General features: G+C 37.4%; 19 protein-coding genes and 1 tRNA gene. 7 read left to right on the forward strand and 13 right to left on the reverse strand.

Features of this window, described 5'->3' with window-relative positions; translation table 11 throughout:
- Positions 1-521: 521 nt before the first annotated feature.
- The 3 genes from FJR38_RS22060 to FJR38_RS22070 form a co-directional block, all read right to left on the reverse strand.
- On the reverse strand, positions 522-1,292 hold the full coding sequence (locus FJR38_RS22060; protein WP_168539596.1) for an MlaE family lipid ABC transporter permease subunit: 771 nt from the start codon (positions 1,290-1,292) through the stop codon (positions 522-524).
- Between the two features lie 45 nt (positions 1,293-1,337).
- Positions 1,338-2,081: a ribonuclease PH gene (gene rph, locus FJR38_RS22065; protein WP_168539435.1), complete on the reverse strand. Its 744-nt coding sequence runs from the start codon at positions 2,079-2,081 to the stop codon at positions 1,338-1,340.
- A 91-nt stretch (positions 2,082-2,172) separates the two neighbouring features.
- A complete protein-coding gene (locus FJR38_RS22070; protein WP_168539598.1) occupies positions 2,173-2,748 on the reverse strand; it encodes a nucleoside monophosphate kinase in 576 nt (191 codons plus the stop codon).
- A gap of 244 nt (positions 2,749-2,992) precedes the next feature.
- On the opposite strand from FJR38_RS22070, the gene FJR38_RS22075 reads away from it, so the two are divergent.
- Positions 2,993-3,529, forward strand: coding sequence for a P-loop NTPase family protein (locus FJR38_RS22075; RefSeq protein WP_168539437.1), 537 nt, complete (start codon positions 2,993-2,995; stop codon positions 3,527-3,529).
- A gap of 45 nt (positions 3,530-3,574) precedes the next feature.
- Positions 3,575-4,156, forward strand: a complete 582-nt coding sequence (gene dcd / locus FJR38_RS22080; protein WP_168539439.1) for a dCTP deaminase — start codon at positions 3,575-3,577, stop codon at positions 4,154-4,156.
- 17 nt (positions 4,157-4,173) lie between these two features.
- On the opposite strand, the gene FJR38_RS22085 is transcribed toward dcd, so the two are convergent.
- Positions 4,174-4,884 carry a hypothetical protein gene (locus tag FJR38_RS22085; RefSeq protein WP_168539441.1) on the reverse strand — a complete coding sequence of 237 codons (711 nt, stop codon included), beginning with the start codon at positions 4,882-4,884 and terminating at the stop codon, positions 4,174-4,176.
- Positions 4,885-4,986: 102 nt separating this feature from the next.
- Between FJR38_RS22085 and FJR38_RS22090 the strand changes: the two genes are divergently transcribed.
- Positions 4,987-5,334: a hypothetical protein gene (locus FJR38_RS22090; RefSeq protein WP_168539443.1), complete on the forward strand. Its 348-nt coding sequence runs from the start codon at positions 4,987-4,989 to the stop codon at positions 5,332-5,334.
- Positions 5,327-5,719 (forward strand): hypothetical protein, encoded by a 393-nt coding sequence (locus tag FJR38_RS22095; RefSeq protein ID WP_168539445.1) that lies wholly within the window; start codon positions 5,327-5,329, stop codon positions 5,717-5,719. Before FJR38_RS22090 ends, FJR38_RS22095 begins: the two co-directional genes overlap by 8 nt.
- Positions 5,720-5,729: 10 nt before the next feature.
- Here the strand turns inward: FJR38_RS22095 and FJR38_RS22100 are convergent, their stop codons facing one another.
- Positions 5,730-7,250, reverse strand: a complete 1,521-nt coding sequence (locus FJR38_RS22100) for a thymidylate synthase (protein WP_168539447.1) — start codon at positions 7,248-7,250, stop codon at positions 5,730-5,732.
- Positions 7,251-7,579: 329 nt separating this feature from the next.
- On the opposite strand from FJR38_RS22100, the gene FJR38_RS22105 reads away from it, so the two are divergent.
- The gene (locus tag FJR38_RS22105; protein ID WP_168539454.1) at positions 7,580-9,478 is read left to right on the forward strand and encodes a diguanylate cyclase domain-containing protein; all 1,899 of its coding nucleotides are present in this window, start codon (positions 7,580-7,582) and stop codon (positions 9,476-9,478) included.
- Positions 9,479-9,557: 79 nt separating this feature from the next.
- Here the strand turns inward: FJR38_RS22105 and FJR38_RS22110 are convergent, their stop codons facing one another.
- On the reverse strand, positions 9,558-10,391 hold the full coding sequence (locus FJR38_RS22110) for a FecR domain-containing protein (protein WP_168539456.1): 834 nt from the start codon (positions 10,389-10,391) through the stop codon (positions 9,558-9,560).
- 12 nt (positions 10,392-10,403) lie between these two features.
- Positions 10,404-10,781 carry a hypothetical protein gene (locus FJR38_RS22115; RefSeq protein WP_168492672.1) on the reverse strand — a complete coding sequence of 126 codons (378 nt, stop codon included), beginning with the start codon at positions 10,779-10,781 and terminating at the stop codon, positions 10,404-10,406.
- Between the two features lie 284 nt (positions 10,782-11,065).
- Here FJR38_RS22115 and purM point away from each other — a divergent pair, with 284 nt between their 5' ends.
- Both purM and FJR38_RS22125 read left to right on the forward strand, forming a co-directional pair.
- Positions 11,066-12,091, forward strand: a complete 1,026-nt coding sequence (purM, locus tag FJR38_RS22120; RefSeq protein ID WP_168539458.1) for a phosphoribosylformylglycinamidine cyclo-ligase — start codon at positions 11,066-11,068, stop codon at positions 12,089-12,091.
- Between the two features lie 273 nt (positions 12,092-12,364).
- Complete coding sequence (locus FJR38_RS22125; RefSeq protein ID WP_168492668.1) at positions 12,365-13,051, forward strand: PHP domain-containing protein; 687 nt, start codon at positions 12,365-12,367, stop codon at positions 13,049-13,051.
- A 107-nt stretch (positions 13,052-13,158) separates the two neighbouring features.
- Here FJR38_RS22125 and FJR38_RS22130 read toward each other — a convergent pair.
- From FJR38_RS22130 to der, 6 genes are all read right to left on the reverse strand, one after another.
- Positions 13,159-13,231 (reverse strand) — tRNA-Arg (locus FJR38_RS22130).
- 509 nt (positions 13,232-13,740) lie between these two features.
- On the reverse strand, positions 13,741-14,469 hold the full coding sequence (locus FJR38_RS22135; protein WP_168539460.1) for a Uma2 family endonuclease: 729 nt from the start codon (positions 14,467-14,469) through the stop codon (positions 13,741-13,743).
- 190 nt (positions 14,470-14,659) lie between these two features.
- A complete protein-coding gene (locus FJR38_RS22140) occupies positions 14,660-15,202 on the reverse strand; it encodes a nucleotidyltransferase family protein (protein WP_168539462.1) in 543 nt (180 codons plus the stop codon).
- 302 nt (positions 15,203-15,504) lie between these two features.
- The gene (locus tag FJR38_RS22145; RefSeq protein ID WP_168539464.1) at positions 15,505-16,569 is read right to left on the reverse strand and encodes an aromatic ring-hydroxylating dioxygenase subunit alpha; all 1,065 of its coding nucleotides are present in this window, start codon (positions 16,567-16,569) and stop codon (positions 15,505-15,507) included.
- 225 nt (positions 16,570-16,794) lie between these two features.
- The gene (locus FJR38_RS22150) at positions 16,795-17,724 is read right to left on the reverse strand and encodes an energy-coupling factor transporter transmembrane protein EcfT (RefSeq protein WP_168539466.1); all 930 of its coding nucleotides are present in this window, start codon (positions 17,722-17,724) and stop codon (positions 16,795-16,797) included.
- Positions 17,725-17,852: 128 nt separating this feature from the next.
- On the reverse strand, positions 17,853-19,217 hold the full coding sequence (gene der, locus FJR38_RS22155; RefSeq protein ID WP_168539468.1) for a ribosome biogenesis GTPase Der: 1,365 nt from the start codon (positions 19,215-19,217) through the stop codon (positions 17,853-17,855).
- Positions 19,218-19,464: the final 247 nt, after the last annotated feature.

Below are 19,464 nucleotides of genomic sequence, written 5' to 3' on the forward strand. Positions count from 1 at the left end.
GCTGCGTATTCGCCATCAAATTCCGACCAAGGGATCATTTTTGCCATAATTACCCATCGGTTGTCTAATGCCAATTTCTCCTCGAAGGGTAGTTGAAACTTTTCCGGTGCTGTTTCCTGTTCTTGCGCTTTTCTATACATCTTAATGCGCCTTAATGCAAGGGATTTTACTCATTTTAACTCTTTTTCTTGCACCTTTTTCACTTTCTATCCCCATCAAGTCATCTATTTGTCCCGGTTTTATGTTTATTCAGCAAGCCCTAAGTAGGTGGGCGTTAAAAATTGTCGTTGGGGCAAGGGAACAGGGAACAGGGAACAGGGAACAGGGAACAGGGAACAGGGAACAGGGAACAGGAAGAGAGTGTTGGACGATTTTACTTTTCTTCACATACCTTTAATTTTTTCTGTTAACTTACTTGTACTATAGCAGTCCTACCCTAAACATGAAAAAATACGTAGATAAAAATCCTTATTTTATAAGCATTTGAGGCTTTTTGAACTCTTATGTATCATTTAGAATTGCTATATAGGTTTTTCAAACAGTAGCAAAGCCAATATAAAATCCATTATAAAAATTGCTACCCAAGTAGTCACAACTGATGTAGTAGCTGATTCTCCTACTTCCTTTGCTCCTCCTTGAGTTGTAAGTCCCCAACTACAGCCGTTAACAGCAACTATAGTCCCAAAAATAAACCCCTTGAGTAAAATAATGAAGATATCTGATGGTGATAAAAAATTTCTAACTGATTCTAAAAATATTTCTGGAGCAACTTGATAAAACTGTGCAGCCGCAAAAGCCCCTCCTGAGATGCCGACAACTACAGCAAAAATCATCATTACAGGCATCATCAAACAGCAAGCAATTACTCTTGGTAGCACCAGATAATCAATAGGATCTGTTCTGAGCATATATAAAGCATCAATTTGTTCTGTTACCCGCATTGTAGCTATTTCGGCTGCAAAGGCTGAACCAACTTGACCGGCGATAATACTAGCAGTGAGAATTGGTGCTAATTCTCGACAAAATGCTAGAGCAAATGCACCACCAACAGAATCTACAGCGCCAAATCTAACTAATTCTCTAGCGGTTTGAATAGTGAAAATCATACCAGCAAAACCACTGACTAACAATACTGGAGAAAGAGACGCTGGTCCTGCTGTTACTGTATGTTCTAATATCTTACGATAATACGTTTTCCCTTGAATTAAGTGCAGTAAGATTTGACCGAACAGCAGTAATGCCGACAAACAGCGAATTATCCACAATTGCTCTAAATTTTTTTTGGTTGCAATTTTTCGGACATTAATTGAATTCTTGTGGTGGGGAATGATTCCTCCTTAATTTAGTACGAATAGGGTATGCCAATCAGGAATTGCATTTCTTTGAGCAATTAATAATTGTTGAATACCTTCTTCAGAAAAATCTAGGAGTTGATTCAACTGGTGACGACTAAAAGTACCGGCTTCGGCTGTTCCTTGGACTTCAATAATTTCCAGTTTGTGGTTCATGACTACATTAAAATCCACATCTGCGGCGACATCTTCAACGTAGTTAAGATCCAAAAATGGTTCACCCTGCAATAAGCCTACAGAAACTGCCGCTACTTGTCCAGATAAAGGCGATCGCTCTAACACTCCTTGCTGTAATAATTGAGAAATAGCATGAGCTAAGGCGACAAAACCCCCTGTAATTGCCATTGTCCTCGTTCCTGCATCAGCTTGTAATACATCTGCGTCCACAGTCAATGTCCGTTCTCCTAAAGCCTCAAAATCCAATGCAGCCCTTAAACTCCGGCCAATTAAACGCTGAATTTCCTGTGTTCTGCCCGATAATTTCATTAATTCCCGTTCTTGGCGTTTTTGGGTAGCAGAGGGCAACATCCTATATTCAGCCGTCAACCAACCTTTACCACTACCAACCAGAAATTTAGGTACTCCTTCTGCAACACTGACAGTACACAGAACTTGAGTATCACCACACTTAGCGAGAACAGAACCAGGCGCAAAGCGGGTAAAATTAGGATAAAAACTATGGGGACGAAGTTCACCTGGTGTTCTCCCATCAATACGCTGCCAATTCATTAAAGTTACCTCAAAATTTTTGCCTACGCCTTATAGAATAACTGAGTAATAGCAATAAAACTATTACCAATCACCAATGACCAATCACCAATTACCCTAATAAAGTCAAAATATTTTGCTGTACTTGTTCTGGAGATTGATCACCATTAATAGTTAATAGGCGACGACGGCGATCGTAGTATTCTAAAATGGGGATAGTGCGATCGTAAAATAATTCCACCCGACGCTGCACAATTTCCGGTTGATCATCCGGTAGTAACCGTCCCAAAGAACGACTAACCATCACTGCTGCGGAAACTTGCAAATAAATCGCCCAATCGAGGTTTTGTCCTAAATCTTCTAACAGAAAATTTAATTCCTCCGCTTGAAAAGCAGTGCGTGGATAACCTTCTAAAATCCAACCATCATTGACATCAGGCTGCTTGAGACGAACTTTAATAAATTCAATCATCATTTCATCTGGAACTAACTCTCCCTGTTCCAAATAAGGTTTAGCTTCTATAACTAAATCATGCAATTCACCATAGGTATTATCTTCATTGTCTCCATATATTGCTGCTCGTAAAGTCTCACCTGTCGAAACCAAAGGAACATCAAGAAACTTGCACAGTCTTTGTGCTTGTGTACTTTTTCCTGCGCCTGAACCTCCCAAAATCACTAATCTCACCACCAATTACCCCTCATGTATAACATTCACTATTGTTGAAGTATATTTTGCTGTAGCAATACTAAATCATTTAAACCAAAATCATATAAAAATATACCTAAATTAACCAAAGCTTAATAGCCAAATATCAAAGTTGTTTTACTGATCAATACTGCTGTATAATGACTATATGTTTTGCTATCAGCAAAGATTTGCATTTATTTGTAAATCATTAAATTTATAGTAAGTTTTTAACCTTTGTCTTATGGTTGTCCCATTAGAAACCCCCAGTCTAAATTCGACTCTCAGCTTACCATATTCCGTACAAGGTCTAGTGCAAGTTTTTACTACTTCTGAGCGGAGCTTTTTTACAAATGTGATGGCTCAAGCACTGAGAATTGCTGGACAAGGTACATCAGTATTAATAGTACAATTTCTCAAAGGTGGGATTCGTCAAGGATATGAGCGACCCATACAAATGGGACAAAAGCTAGATTGGATTCGCTGTGATTTGCCCCGTTATATTGATACTCCAGATTTAGACGCATCAGAAAATCAAGCTTTACAACAACTGTGGCAACATACCCAAAAGGTAGTTAATGAAGGTAAGTATTCTTTATTGGTATTAGATGAGTTGAGTTTAGCGATTAATTTCGGTTTAATTCCGGAAACTGAGGTTTTAGACTTTCTCTCTAAACGCCCTTCTCATCTAGATATTATTCTGACAGGTTCACATATGCCCCAGTCTATTTTAGATGTGGCAGATCAAATTACAGAAATTCGTCGCTCTCATCAACCTTAAGTATTAAGATATCCTAGTAACTTGGTTTGAATTATCTGTGAACTTGTGATTAAAAACGACATCTGGATTACCGAAATGGCTCAAAAAGGCATGATTTCACCTTTTGAGTCTAGTTTAATTCGTCATTCTGAAGAACTACCCGTAATTTCATTTGGACTTAGTAGCTTTGGCTATGACATCCGACTATCAGCAGAAGATTTCCGTATTTTTAGACATATTCCCGGAACTGTGGTAGACCCCAAGCATTTTAATCCTGAAAATTTGGAAGCAACAAAACTCCATGAGGATGCTAATGGTAGCTACTTCATCCTTCCAGCACACTCCTATGGACTTGGTGTTGCGCTTGAAAAGCTAGAAATCCCAGATAACATTACAGTAATTTGCATAGGAAAAAGCACTTATGCTCGTTGTGGCATAATTGCAAATGTAACTCCTGCTGAAGCGGCTTGGCGGGGTTATTTGACTTTAGAATTATCCAATGCTTCAAGTGCTGACTGTCGTATTTATGCGAATGAAGGAATAGTCCAGTTAATGTTTTTAGAAGGAGCGCCCTGTGGTGTTAGTTATGAATCCCGTCAGGGTAAATATCAAGACCAGTTAGGTGTTGTAACTCTAGCTAAGGTTTAAATTTTAAAAACAAACCATCATTTACCTTTCTCTACATTTTCTTTGGGGGGACTTTGTTGTACTTGCTGCTGTAAGGGTTGCACAATTTGAACTGCTGTTAAAAATATAGTAGCAATAGTTAGGAGAATGGTAAAATATGTTTGATTGGCCTCTATAAAATCTCTAATTTGATTTAATAAACGTGTTTGAGAGTTGCCTGCAATTTTTTTACCAGGCTTCGCATATGGAATGCTCCCCTCTCCCACATCAATTATATAAAATGTGCAGAAAGGTTGATGTTTTTTAAGCTCAATGGTTCTTTTACCTAAGTTAAAAACAGTAATGGAAAGTCTGCCATTATAACCAGGATCTACCTTTGATGAAGTGTTAGATAAGCCTTCTTGTAGAAGAGAAACTTTTGGAACTACATGACCAAATCTAGATTTTGGTAATTGAAATAATTCGGCTGTTTCAATAATGACAGTAGCTCCTGGTTGAAGAGATATTTTGCCATTATCTAACAAATCAGCTTTACCAGAATCCCTATGATCTCTGTATTCATCACCAACTCTTAAATCATAAGTAGCATTACTAGAATCTGTATCACGAATTTGTGTGGTGTCAATGTTCTGGATAAAAATTACATTTCCTTCCAAACCACCAGCTTTTTCATACTCTTCTCTAGTCTCTACTATTGTCTTGTTATTACCGTCCAATATAAATGGGATAACACTCATAAGTTTTGCCAATTATAAAATTACTGCAAACTAATTATACAGCGACTTGTAAGTTTTACCTCATTAGTTAGCAATTAGGTTACATCAAGCTTACCATTATATACTTAAATAATTATGTCAGAAAAAGAACCAATCTTAGATCCATTTCTAATACAGCTATTAGAAGGGTATACTTTCACAGAGGTGGCTGAGATTGAAAAATATATGACTGAGTGGGATGCTGCTACTTATAGCAGTGTTGCTCAGAGTATATTAGATCATGCTGCTAGAAAACAAACTGACCCTTTGAAGTATCTGCGTAAAGCTTATAATTTTAATAAAAGAGGAGCAGTCAGAGTTCCAAAAACTGGATATCGTGGAGATAGTTCAGCAGTATATCGTAAAGGTAATGAATATCTGATTGTCAGACCAGACAAATATGGTAGCGAAAAGATAGTTACTTATGGAGTTAACGATGACTGAAGCAGTTTTAGATCAGAAAGAAGTGACAAAGAGAAACATTAATCAATTATTGTCACAATTAACTAATACTTATCAAAATACCCGCAGCGAAAGAAAGGAAATTGTTATTCAGTTTCCTCCAGTGAATGAAGAGTTTTCACTATTAGAAGAAATTGAACTTCTAACAGTAGATTTAAGAGGTTGTGCTAGTCAAATTGCGGCTACAGGTCAAATAGTTCATAAAGAGCAGGTAATTTCTCAATTACAAGCAATGCGAGTTTTTAGTGTGTCTTCAATTTGTCAATTTTACTTTAGCAGTAATGGTAACTATGAACAGATGAAGAATTATATTAGAATGTTGGATTATTTGCGTTTATTATTGTTAGAATTTTTGCAATCTGTTTAAAAGTTAAAAATCAAGTTAGATTCTTTTTCAAAGGTTTATCTTGTTCATAAATAAACTGTTCTTTCATTAACAAAGCCATTTCCGCTTTTTGTAATTCCACACCTAAATACATTGCATGAGAAACTTGTAATCCAGGACAATCGGTGAATAGTTGCTGGGAAAGTTTATGTGCAGATTTACCAGAATAACAATTAACTACTTCTCCAGAACCAGGAGTTGTATGCTCGACAATAATTTGATTATTCTGAATGGTAATAATAAAACTACCAGCGGGATCAAAATAGTCTTTTTTCTGAGAAATTTTAGTATATTGAGATGAAATCACATTTTCAACATTTTCAAAACAATCATCATAAATATGGGCGCTTTGACTAATGGTAATTAATGCCCCCATTTTTAATGGATGATCAGTTTCTTTAACTAAAGAATTATAAATATATTTTTGTAAAGCCCTTAATCCCATTGCATTTGCTGGCCAAGCTGAGAACATATCATTACTTCTGAAGGTAGCAGTTAAAGATAGTTCATTATCAACTATTCTCACCCAAATATGATTTAAACAAGGTGGATTATCATTGTCATCTTGACTAGCATCCCATAAAGACATCACAGCCCTCGCGGAATCAATATCATTTGCTAATTTCTCAATTACTTGTTCAATTTGATCTCTTCCAAACCAAGAACGTAAACGTTGCCCATAAGTGTATTTTACCCCTTCTCGATTTGGTGCATCGTCTAAAATTTGGGAAATGTATTCTTCTAAAAAGCTTCTATCTATTGGTAAATAATTAGGTTCGGGAAAATAGAAATCATCAGGTTCGTCGGTGACAACTGCCATTAAATCTATTAATTCTTGCCATTTACCGTCATAACCAGTTGGTCTAATTGTGCCTGTGGTTTTAATTCTGTGAATGATTTTTACCCAAGTTTCGGCGATGGTTTTACCTTCAATTCTGTGTCCATAGCGTGTTCCTGGCAAAACCGTTGGTTCAACTTTAGTTAGGGGAAATTCTATCGGTGTTCCCCAAGGTTCAACAGGTTCTTTTTGGGCGTAATATTTAATTTTTTCGACAGCATCAGAAATTGATGTCACGTCTTGAATTTTTACGGACTGTCGTAATTTTTCTAAGGCATTTATATCAATATCAATATCAATATAACCAGTAATAGAAGAACGAATTAACCAAGATTTACGTCCAGCATCGCTAATACTTTCTTCAACACCATAACGGAAAAAATCGCCTAAGCATTGACAAGCACCTGCGTTTTTATCTTCTTTGGTGGCATTGAGAATGACTAAGTAGTGAACATGGGGATTTAGTAATAAATTGCGAATTAGTAAATTTATACCCCTAGTAGGTGAATATAGCTGCCCAATTACAGCATACTCGTTTGGTTGGAGGTGTTTCGCGATCGCCTGTTTCACCATCCATCCTGTAATCACTGCGGTTTGCCCACTTCCATAAATTAACTGGTTGGGTTTGTGCTGTGCAGTATAATTAAATTGGGTTAATTGACCCATTTTTGCCATTATCTATAATTGACTAAAAACAAAACTTATGTATTATAGCATTAGTGTCGTAGCTATAATTACAGATTTTCTTGGTTAAAATAATAAATATAATCACAACTATTTATATAAAAAATTTTAATATACTTCAATGTGTAGTAACGAATTTATTATGAAAAAATTAATTATTATATGATTTATCATGTTATGATACGCAATAATTATTTTTAATACTTATAAATGTCTATAGAAATTCTATTTTTTCCAGGATAACAAAGGTTTATATCCTGATTTTGTGGTTCATGGCTACTATCCTCTCTGGAGTTCAGAAATTTTTCTGAATATAATTTATGGAATTTCAAACAGGACATTGGTTATTAGATCAGAAAATTAACAAATTGATCTTTTTTAATCTAGGAATAGCAATTGCCTATATTGTAATTGTCAAAATCAGCTTTGAGTTTACATCTTTACCGGGTAATATTGCATCTGTGTGGTTGCCCGCAGCCATGACATTAACTCTAGTTATTTCACAAGGAATACGCGTATTTCCAGGAATTATTTTAGGGTCTATATTTGGCATATCTAAATCTTTATTGGAATTGACACCTCCTCTATCAATTTTTAATTTTATTTTCCTAAACTTAATCTGTGCTGGTCTTAATTGTCTACAACCATTTATTACTCATTATCTAATTCAAAGATTTGCTAGGGGTCAAAATATTTTCAATCATGTTAATGCCGTTTTTATATTTATAATTGCTGCTATTTTTTCCCCGGCTGTTTCTGCAACCATAGGAATTGGCGCACATTGTTTAACTGGAGTAATAAACTGGAATAACTATAGTATTTCCTGGCTAACATGGTGGTCAGCTAGTGCATTAGGACACCTCATATTTACGCCATTCTTGCTGTTATTCAAAAGCTTTAGTAAACAGAAATTTCAGCATTGTAGAATTGAAAAATTGTTTTTACTTACTATATTTATCTTGATAGCTTGGCTCACTTTTATAAAAAACTATAATTTAGAATATATATTTCTGCCTCTTTTGATCTGGTCAGTATTTCGCTTGGGTAATTTATTTTCCAATTTACTGGTAAGTTTAGTTGCTATAGTTGCGATTGTGGCTACTGCAAATGGGTATGGTAATTTTGTGAAAAATACACCCCATGAATCTTTGGTGATTTTACAATCATTTATAGGAGTTTTTTCTATTACTTCTTTGATACTTTCTGCTGTAGTGGATGAAAAAAGAGTAGCACAATCATCTTTAGAGAAAACTTTAAATACTTTAGAATTACAAGTAAGAGAAAGAACAGCAGCATTACAACAAAGTGAAGCTCAACTTGATGGCTTCTTTTCTTCTGCTTCTATAGGTATGAGTATTGTTGACGAGCAGTTAAGATATATGAGAATTAATGAAGTGTTGGCAGAAATTAATGGGACATCAGTTGCTGATCATTTAGGTAAAACTGTGCAAGAAATATTGCCTAATTTATATCCAGCAATAGAACCTTTTTACAAACAAGTTCTATTAACAGGAAAACCATTTCTAAATCAAGAAATAACGGGTGAAGTTCCAAGTCAACCAGGTATTAAATTAACTTGGTTAGTTTCTTTTTTTCCAATATTTAATATGGATAATATTCCCTGTCGAGTAGGAGTTGTGGTGATAGATATTAGCGATCGCAAAAAAATAGAAATTCAACTCCAAAAACAAGCTCGGATTGATGGACTCACCCAAATCGCTAACCGTCGTTATTTTAATGAAATATTTTTGATTGAATGGCAGCGTTGCATACGCAATCAACAACCACTCGCTTTAATTTTATGTGATGTTGATTATTTTAAGCCTTACAATGATACCTATGGTCATCCCATGGGTGACGAATGTTTGATTCAGATAGCTAAAGCACTTTCTGAAAATATTCAACGTTCTACTGATTTAGTCGCTCGTTATGGGGGGGAAGAATTTGTGGTTTTGCTCACCAATACAGACGCAGAAGGTGCATTACATCTAGCTAACATGATTAGAGACCAAATCCATAAATTGAATATTGCCCATAAAAATTCCCTGGTCAGTAATCATATTACTGTCAGCATAGGTGTATGTGTTTCTATCCCCACTATAGACAAGCAACCAGAGCAACTTATAGGCATAGCAGATCAAGCCTTATATCAAGCTAAACAAGAGGGACGCGATCGTATTATCATCAAAATGATGGATAATGAATCTGTATTGATTTGAGTTACAAATCTTGGCAGCAGGAGTTAAAAGTCAGGAGTTTAGAAGAACAAATAAGAAAGAAAAAGTTCATATTTCCTAACTAAGGAACTGCTAACTCATATAATTGCTGTTTTCCTAAAGGTGTCACCACCATAGCTCTGACTCTGCGATTTGGGGGTAAAGGAACATTAATATCGAATTTGCCATTGGCATCAACACTTTGAGGCTGTTGGGAAATTATCAACAAATTTACAGGATCAATAATACCAATAACTCGTACCTGATTACCATTAGCTGCAAGTTGGCTGATATTTAAACGGGTATCTTCCCGGAGAGGAATCGCTGCTGAAGGAGGTTTTCCGGGAATTGTCAAATTTTGGAAACCACCATTTACCAGCACTGTGCGTCCTTGAGCATTGGTAGCTACACTACCCTCCTTAGTCCCTACACCCATTTTGCCATCTTCCTGAACGCTGACCCCAAATGTAGTTCCCCTCACCCCAGCAATTCCCGCAGGAGTCTTAATATTGACACGGGAAGCGGAATTAGTTAATGGCCTCATTTGCAAACGGACTTGTCCAGAATTTACCTGAAGTTCCGTAATCCGTTCACCTTTATTTCCTGTTTGAAGTTTGCTGATTTTAATATTTGTATTTTCGGAAACTTTAATTGTACCAGTCCCGATATCAATAGCCAGTTCAGCACTAGAACCAGAGCCTGTAATGATTGTATCCCCAACTGATTGCAGACGTATGCCTTTGCGGGCTGGTTGAGACTTTTGTCCACGGGTGTACATAACTTGACCGGTGGTACGGCGTACTTCTATCCAGCGATTGACTTTAACCTGTAATTTATCATTGGCAACTGAGGCATTAATGGTACTAACTAACCCCAATACTACCAAAATCAAATTACCAGTCCACCCTGTTTTCATTTTAAATTTTTCCTATTTTTGAAAGTAGACAACCCTGGCATCTAATCCGTAGGATCTCAACACATAAGATAAGCATTCTGCTTCCCCTCTTTTTGTAGATCCTCCAGCATATATATAAGCTCCACGTCTATGCTGTGCCAGAAATGCGTCAGAAACGTAACTTCTCACAGTGTTTAATAATTTCGCCGATTCTCCAGGTACAACAACTACATATTGACGATTAGGAACTTTGCCAATAACGATAATATTATTTTCTCGGAAACTATTGAGAGAGTTGCTAACTCCAGGTAAAGTTCTGGGAATGCAAGGAGGTGGTTGTGTCCAAGCCTTGCATAATGAAGCTTGCCATAAAATAGCTGTGATTATTCCTGTAATTAAATAACTATTCACTGATGCACCCAATATATATAGCAATCCTAAATTATTTAGGATACAATGGTTAGTTTAAATTTATCAATAATCACAAAAAGGTTTAAGTAACTAGACAAAAATAAATCAACTTAGATTAAGTAGTGTAAAAAATATTGAGATGATTTGGTAGTAAGGGCTGAAGCCCTTACATGAGGACTTTAGTCCTCACTACAAATCTGAATTATTTAGTCTATTCTACTTAGTACCTAAATTGTGTGATGATAAATAACCTAAGTTATGAATTGATAACGGTGTAGTTAGGCATGGATTATCGGGATGCAGGTGTTGATGTTGAAGCAGGTAGAGCTTTTGTAGATCAAATTCGCAATTTGGTGCAAAGTACCTTCAGAAAAGAAGTTTTAGGTGGACTGGGTGGGTTTGGTGGTTGCTTTCAACTCCCCACAGGCTATAAAGAACCAGTTTTGGTGTCTGGGACGGATGGTGTGGGTACAAAGCTAAAAATAGCCCAAATTCTCAACCGTCATGACACCGTTGGCATAGATTTGGTGGGGATGTGTGTTAATGATGTGTTGACATCAGGCGCAGAACCGCTGTTTTTTCTAGATTATGTGGCTACTGGTAAGTTAGATAAAGAACAATTAACTCAAGTTGTCGCGGGGATAGCTGCGGGTTGTCAATTAGCAGGTTCGGCTTTATTGGGGGGAGAAACGGCGGAAATGCCGGGTTTTTACCAAGTTGGTGAATATGACTTAGCTGGGTTTTGTGTGGGAATTGTCGAAAAAAGCCGAATGCTTGATGGTTCACAGGTAAAAGTGGGAGATGTAGCTATAGGTTTAGCTAGTGCGGGTGTGCATAGTAATGGTTTAAGTTTGGTGCGGAAAATTGTGAGTGATGGTGGTTTTGCTTGGAGTGATACCCCAGATTTATTAAATGGAAATTCTATTGGTGCGACTTTTCTTACACCTACACGGATTTATGTAAAATCTGTTCTCGCTGCATTGCAAACTGGTTTAGAAATTCATGGGATGGCGCACATTACTGGTGGCGGTTTACCAGAAAATTTACCTAGATGTTTGGGCAAAGGTCAAGCTATTAAACTTATCCCAAATAGTTGGACTATTCCCCCTGTGTTCCATTGGTTAGCTGAGGCTGGGTCTGTAAGTGTTGATGCTATGTACAATACTTTTAATATGGGGATTGGTTTTGTCTTATTAGTTCCACCCCAGCAAGCAGAACAGGTAATTACTCATTTTCAAGCTCTGGATATTCCTGCTAATGTTATTGGTGAAGTGATTGAGGGGACGGGTGAATTGGTAGGTTTATTTTGATAACAAGAGGAAAAAGCAGACTGAGTAAGGAAGATAGAGGGAGATGGGATGGAACTTATACACAAACTTTAAATTCTCTTGATGAAAGTAATCAAAAATACTCATCGCCGTCAGCGTTAATATTTGCTAACGTAGTCTTAACATATTGCAAAAATCCATTGGTGCAGTTGAGGAAGTATCTGTATTTACCAGTTAGCGGTATTCGTTATATCTCATTTATAAGTGTGGCGTGTTGGTGGTTTGAGAAGAATGTAATTTTTGTGTAGAGGGGTTATGGTTGTAAATTTTGCCCGGACTACTGTTTCCAAGGAAATACTGAAGCAAGTATTCCAAAGCATTGATGCACAAAGTTGTCCCAAGTTATTTAATTTTCATATGCACACGGTTCACTCGGATGGCAAACTAGAACCGAGTGAATTGATGACTCAGGCGATCGCTATTGGCTTAAAAGGTCTAGCAATCACAGATCATCATAGTATCAATGGCTACAAGACGGCTCTAGCTTGGTTAGAAGATTGGAAGTGGAGTAATCCAGATATAGATACTCCTCACCTGTGGAGTGGTGTAGAAATTAATGCCAATCTGCTCAATGTTGAAGTCCATATTTTGGCTTATGCTTTTGATTCCGAACATCCCAGCATGAAGCCTTATTTACAAAGGATGCCTACTGTAGGTAAGGTTTATCAAGCAGTTAACGTGATTGCAGCTATTCATCAAGCAGGTGGACTAGCGGTACTGGCTCATCCAGCCCGGTACAAGCGATCGCATTTTGATCTCATTCCTGCTGCGGCTGATTATGGGATTGATGGTGTTGAAGCTTTCTATGCTTACAGTAACCCCAAACCCTGGAAACCTAGTGTGGTGGAAACTGAGGAAGTTCAACAATTAGCTCAGAAGTTCAATTTATTTAACACTTGTGGTACTGATACACATGGTGTAAATTTGCTGCAAAGATTGTAAATCTGTATTTACATTTTTAAACTCCTGGTTCATATAACCAGGGGAATAAATTCACAAATAAACAGACGCTTTGTACCAAAAGCGCCATTTTGATTATTTTTTTTAAACGAGCGCGGAGGGATTTGAACCCCCGACCCACAGGACCGGAACCTGTTGCTCTATCCACTGAGCCACGCGCCCCTATACATTCGCTAGTATAGCATACTTTTGTAATTTAGCCATAATTTAATTATGGCGGTATGAATTATGTTATGCCTGACACGCTGCACGAACGCGCAAAGGCGCAAAGTTTGAGATTTGGAATTTTCCCATTTCATTGAAGTTATGGGACAGAATTAATTACACAACTGATTTTTGGCGTTGCTGATTGAATGTATGAATTAGCCTCACGCAAAGGCGCAAAGGCGCAAAGAATTAAGAGTTAAAGAAATCTAATTTTTAAATTTCATACTCTGATTCAGCAACGCCTGATTTTTCTGTTCCCTTGTCATAAAGACAATTTTTAACGCCAATCTACTTAATTATATATAAATATCACCAAATTCACTCATCTTCATACCAGAAAATATTAAAGATGAGGGTTGAACTATTAATTGAGTAATCATTATGTGTTCACAGTTTATTTATTTCTATTAAGCCTGAAAAAATCCTGTCAATCCTTAAATCTTGGACATCTTGATTCTGACAAGTTAAATATCAGGCTCTACTCCAAGCGCCCTCAACTGTTCTATCAATCTTTCCTTTTGTCGTCTTTCCTGTTCCATTGGAGTCAACATCCAATTACCAGAAACATCATACCAGCGTAACCAAGGCTGCTGAATATTATTATATGTTCCTTCCCAAACACCCAAACCTAATTCTATTTCTGGTATCCAAAAACGATGATTTGATGATGATAAATCTATTTCCGCATAACGACCACCATCTAATTTAAACATTCTAAATTCATACTTGTAACGGTCAAAAATAGCATAATAGGGAATCCTTAAAATCTGTTCATAAACTTCCCATTTCGTTGGCGGTTTTTCCACATCTCTTAAAGTCTGTCCTAAATCTTCCTTTTCTGTTCCTGGTGATAGTAATTCAACTATAATAAAAGGTGTAATTCCTTCTTGCCACATTACATAGCTTAAACGTAAATCACCATTTTTATAAAGGGGAGAAACACCCACAGATACAAACCAATCTGGTCTTTTATACCATGATGGATGATGAGGATCATAATATAAATTCATATCACTAGCGGTAAATATTTTGTTGCTAGGATAGGTAGGAGAATTAAAAGTTTCGTCTAATAAACGAGGTTGTAATAAATGAAATTGATCAGGCAAACCTTTCTCCTCTGGATCTTCACTTTTGAGATCATACATCGTTGGTAACACCTCTTGAGGTGAACGGGGTGGATCTGTTTGATACATAGTAGTATTCCTGGAAAATATACTTTATTGTGTAGTCACGACTTCTAATCACCTATGTTCATAAATCATAACTTATCTTGGCGGTGGTGAATGAAAGTATGAATTTTTCTCACGCAGAGGCGCAGAGGCGCAAAGAGTAAGAGTTTGAGAAATATAGTTTTTGATTTTCATACTTCAATTCAGCAACCTCCTAATCTTTTACTAACCGCAGACAAGAGCATTTTTGTAAAAAACTGGCTGCTTTTTGATCAGCATCTGGATTATGAATATGCGTTCGTGTTGGTCGAATAATGCCGTTAAATAAATCATCTAAACCATAGGGAGTAAAAAATTGCCATTCTCCTTGTTTATTCATCCGCACTCCTACAGCAGTGGCAGTATGTAACCAATTATTAATGCCATCTTCCGTGCTATTATAAGTCATGCTTCCAGCCCGCCAATGCCCAAAACTGGCTTGATTTTTGACATCAAACTCATGTTCAGGAAATTGTGTTTTTAGAGTAGATTTAGCTAATAATTCTTGTTCACGATTTCCTGTTTCATCAAAAAAAGCAATATCAAAATCTTTGATAAATAAATCACATTCTTTACTAAAAAGAGAACGCCAAACTGTATTTCTGACTGCACCTCCAGCCAACCACAAGTTAGGTAAATCAAGTTGAGCGATCGCAGGTAAAACAGTAGCAACAATTGAATTAGCAAGAATAATTTGTAGTTGTGTATTATTATTCATAACATAGATTTTAGGGGAGCATGGATAGTATGACTATAGATAACAATACTTTGGATTTAGTGACTGGGGGATTAGGCCTCATTATTTTGGTAGGGGGAATGTTGATGATGTTCACTACCATCTTCAGCACTAAAAAATAAATTAGTTTTGATCACCAAGAAACCCTGGGTGATCAATTCCCTATTTTCATCCTGTTCATCCTTTAATCCTGTACATTATCTCGACTTACTTCGACTTCGCTCAGTACAAGTCGCGGTAGTTGAGCGGAGTCGAAACTCGATAACCATCTGATTCTGACAATATTAAGCCAGCCATCGCAGTAACAGACTTTTAACAGGATTGATAAATTCCCGTTTTTCAGATGCTGCGCGAGCAAACTCCCGCTTTAACTGATAGTACCATTGGGCTTGCATATCGGAATCTTTAATTAATCGCAACACTGGATCATATTTGAGTCCAATTTGCTGTTTTTCTACCACGGCGCGATCTTGTCCCAGGAATTTTCGTGCCAATATATGAATTAAAGGTTTGAATATTTGTAACCAAGTAGGCATTCCATAAAGAATAAAATTTACCTCAGTTTCTGTCTCAGAAATTGGTGTAACTGCTGTTAAATTAGAAAGACGATGTTTACCAAAAGTTATCTCTTCTATTCTCACACCTGGTAAACGAAAAGAAATTTCTACTTCTGGAATACCACCACCGACTAACCAATATAATCGGCTCATATTCTCCATATTCTCTGACAATTTATGTCGTCGAACTGTAAACCCATAAGGTGAAGGATCAAATTGCTTGACTTCTTCATGTAGTTCTCCACTTCTCCACCACCATACCCGATGTACATAAGGAGAATGAGCCGGGTCCATTAAACCTGTCACCGCATGATCAACAAAACAGGGAAACCGCATTACCTCAACTAATTGAGGGAGTTGTTCCGCAAAACCTGGAACTATGGGAACGTCCATTTCGGAAGCACTGGGTGAGGATTTATCACCATCTGTCATGTATATCCAAATATTGCCTTGAGTTTCATGGATGGGATATGATTGCACATTGAAGCGATTTAAATCTATGTCTTGTTCTGGCAATAAAGAAGGAATTGCTACACAATGTCCAGCAGGGTTAAAACGCCAACCGTGATAACAGCATTCTACTTCTTGTCCATCAAATCGGCCACAACTCAATGGTACAGCCCGATGAGGACAAATATCCCGCACAGCAGAAACCTGACCATCTTGGCTTCTCATTAATAATACTGGTTCTCCCAAGAAAATCCGCGCCACTATCTTACCTGGTTTCAGGAGATGACTAGGTAGTGCATAGTACCAAAGATTACGTAATAAAAGGTTGTTATTATCTATCATACATAGGGTTTTCTGATAAAGTCTTTTCGTTAGAGTTAGAAGAAGGTGACAGGTAAGAAGAAGGAATAATTAGAAGGAGATCAGAATAGTCTTGAATTTGGGTTATTAAGTGTTGTCAATTATCAATTGTCAATTGTCAATTGTTTTTATAGCCATCAAGATAAGTAAGGTGCGTTAGCGATGCCTACATAACGCACTTTTTGTCCATTGTTGAAATAGCTTTTATTAAGAAATTTTAGAACCAAAGGCGATCCTGATGCCCCAAAATATGATTAAAATGGCGATCGCTAACCCATCTCCTATTCTTAATCTTAATTCTTGCCATTTAACTCGATGTTCATTAGGACTGGTAAAACCTCTTACCATCATCGCATTTGCCATTTGTTCGGCTCGCAAAAGCAGATTTTCTAATAATCTTTCAGTCACAATTAACCACACTTTTGCTCCTCCTTTTAATCCTAGTTTTTTCCAATTAATTGCCCTAGTCATGACGGAACGAACTAGGTTTTGGATTTCTTCTAAAACCAGAGGAATAAACCGTAAAGATAAAGTTAGAGTTAGGGTAATTTCTGTGACTGGAATATTAAACTTTCGCAAAGGCTGCATTAAACTTTCCATTCCCGAAGTGATTTCTTCGGGTGCGGTTGTCAGCAAATATAAATTAGTGCTGTAGATTAATGTAAAAACTATTGTACTCAAGCTAATTGCTAAATCCAAGGAACGGCGACTTACTTTCACAAATCCTTTATCAATCAACACATAGCTATATTCTTTATTGCTATTGGTGATTTCGGGGGTAACTTGGGTATTTTTAGCGGTGGTTGGTTGGGTGAGGATTTGTTCATTTGCTGGTAAACGGGGCTGATAATTTATCCCTAATCCATCAGGACTAATCGAGCCAATTACTAATACCATAAATGATAGTATCAACAGCCAGCCCATTTGTTGTCGCCATACTCTCAGGGGAATTCTGGCAAATACAGTAAAAAGAATTAACAGTAATACCAGCAATACTCGCCAAAAGTTGTTAGCAACAACATAACTACTGAGAAAGCTCAATAACCACATTAACTTGACTCGCGGATCGAGTTTATGTAACCAAGTTTGCGGTTCTTCTAAGTAAAGTCCGAGCGGAAGCGATCGCAATAAATCCATGTTTTGGCAGTTGTCAGTTGTCAGTTGTCAGTCGTCAGTCGTCAGTTGTCAGTCGTCAGTAGAAAACATATTCTCCCTGCCCTCTGCTCCCCTGCTTCCTTTGGTGATGACTAACTGACAATAGTTATCTATTTTACACGAGTAGCTCGATTTGGGCCACCAAGTTCCATTTCCCGAACTTTCTTACTGCGCCAAAATAGCCGAATGGGTGTACCTTGAAAACCTAACTGTTTGCGGAATTGGCGTTCAATGTAGCGACGATAATTGTCGTTAAAACGGCTATTATCATTGACAAATAAAGCGATAGAAGGAGGCTGACTACTCACCTGAGTTCCATAGTATATCTTACCTTGACGACCGCCCCGTGAAGTTGGTGGTGAATGCCAACTAATAGCATCTTCTAGAACTTCATTAATTACTGATGTACTTACACGACGTTTGTGTGCTTCAGCAGCTTTATTTACCAATTCTAAAATCTTTTCTACCCGTTGTCCCGTGACAGCACTAACATAAATGGTATCTGCCCATTCCGTAAAGTGCAAGCGTGATTGTAACTCTTTTTCATGATCATAGATCGTGTAAGAGTCTTTCTCTACAGCATCCCACTTATTGACAACAACAACACAAGCGCGGCCTTCTTCTAAAATCCGTCCTGCTAATTTTTGATCTTGCTCAGTTACGCCATCTACGGCATCAATCACTAATAAAACCACATCAGCCCGACGAATAGCTTTAAAAGCGCGGTTAATACTGAAGAATTCCGTCCCGTATTCTATATGTTTCTTTTTGCGAATTCCGGCAGTATCAATTAACCTGTAGGTTTGCCCACCTCGTTCAACTATTGTATCAATTGTATCTCTGGTCGTTCCCGAAATAGGACTGACAATAGCTCGATTTTCCCCCACAAAAGCATTGAGCAAACTGGATTTACCTACATTTGGTCTGCCGACAATGGCAACTTTAATTTCAGTATTTTCCTCTATTTGTGGGGTGAGGGGAATGTGATTAAGTAACTCATCTAAGATTTCCCCTGTGCCGCTACCATGAATGGCAGAAATGGGGTAAGGTTCACCTAATCCTAATTCCCAAAATTCAGCAGCTTGAATGATTCCTTGATCAGGAGATTCACATTTATTAACAGCTAACAACACCGGTAATGGTTGTTGACGTAACCATTCGGCAATTTCTTGATCTGCGGGCAAAAGACCAACTTGCCCATCTACTACGAAAATAGCAGCACAGGCTTCTGACAGCGCCATTAAAGCTTGTTGGCGAATCAAAGGCAGAAATTCGGTGTCATCGTTAAAAACTAAGCCACCTGTGTCTACTACGACAAAATCACGATCATTCCAAAATGCTGGGCGATAAGTGCGATCGCGCGTTACCCCTGGTTCATCGTGGACTATCGCCGTTTGGTCTCCGGCTAAACGATTAACAAAGGTGGATTTGCCCACATTGGGGCGACCGATAATTGCAATAATTGGCAATGCCATAAACTAGAGTTCTTTAGTGCTGAGTGTGTAGGTGTGCTGAGTTTTGTCTCTACGTTCTTCACCCAGCACTGTTTTAGAGAACTACTAATTATATCATATTTTTTTAAGGTTACTCACATTATATTTCTGAATAAGTCAAAACCTGAGAATAATCCTAAAATAGGATCAATGATTTTTTGAGCGAATTTTACTCTTTAGAGACATTTCGGCGGAATGTCGCTACTCCTAAATTCTGCTATATTATTGA

The sequence above is a fragment of the Anabaena sp. UHCC 0253 genome, from assembly GCF_009712085.1.
In the GTDB taxonomy this organism is placed as follows: Bacteria; Cyanobacteriota; Cyanobacteriia; order Cyanobacteriales; family Nostocaceae; genus Dolichospermum.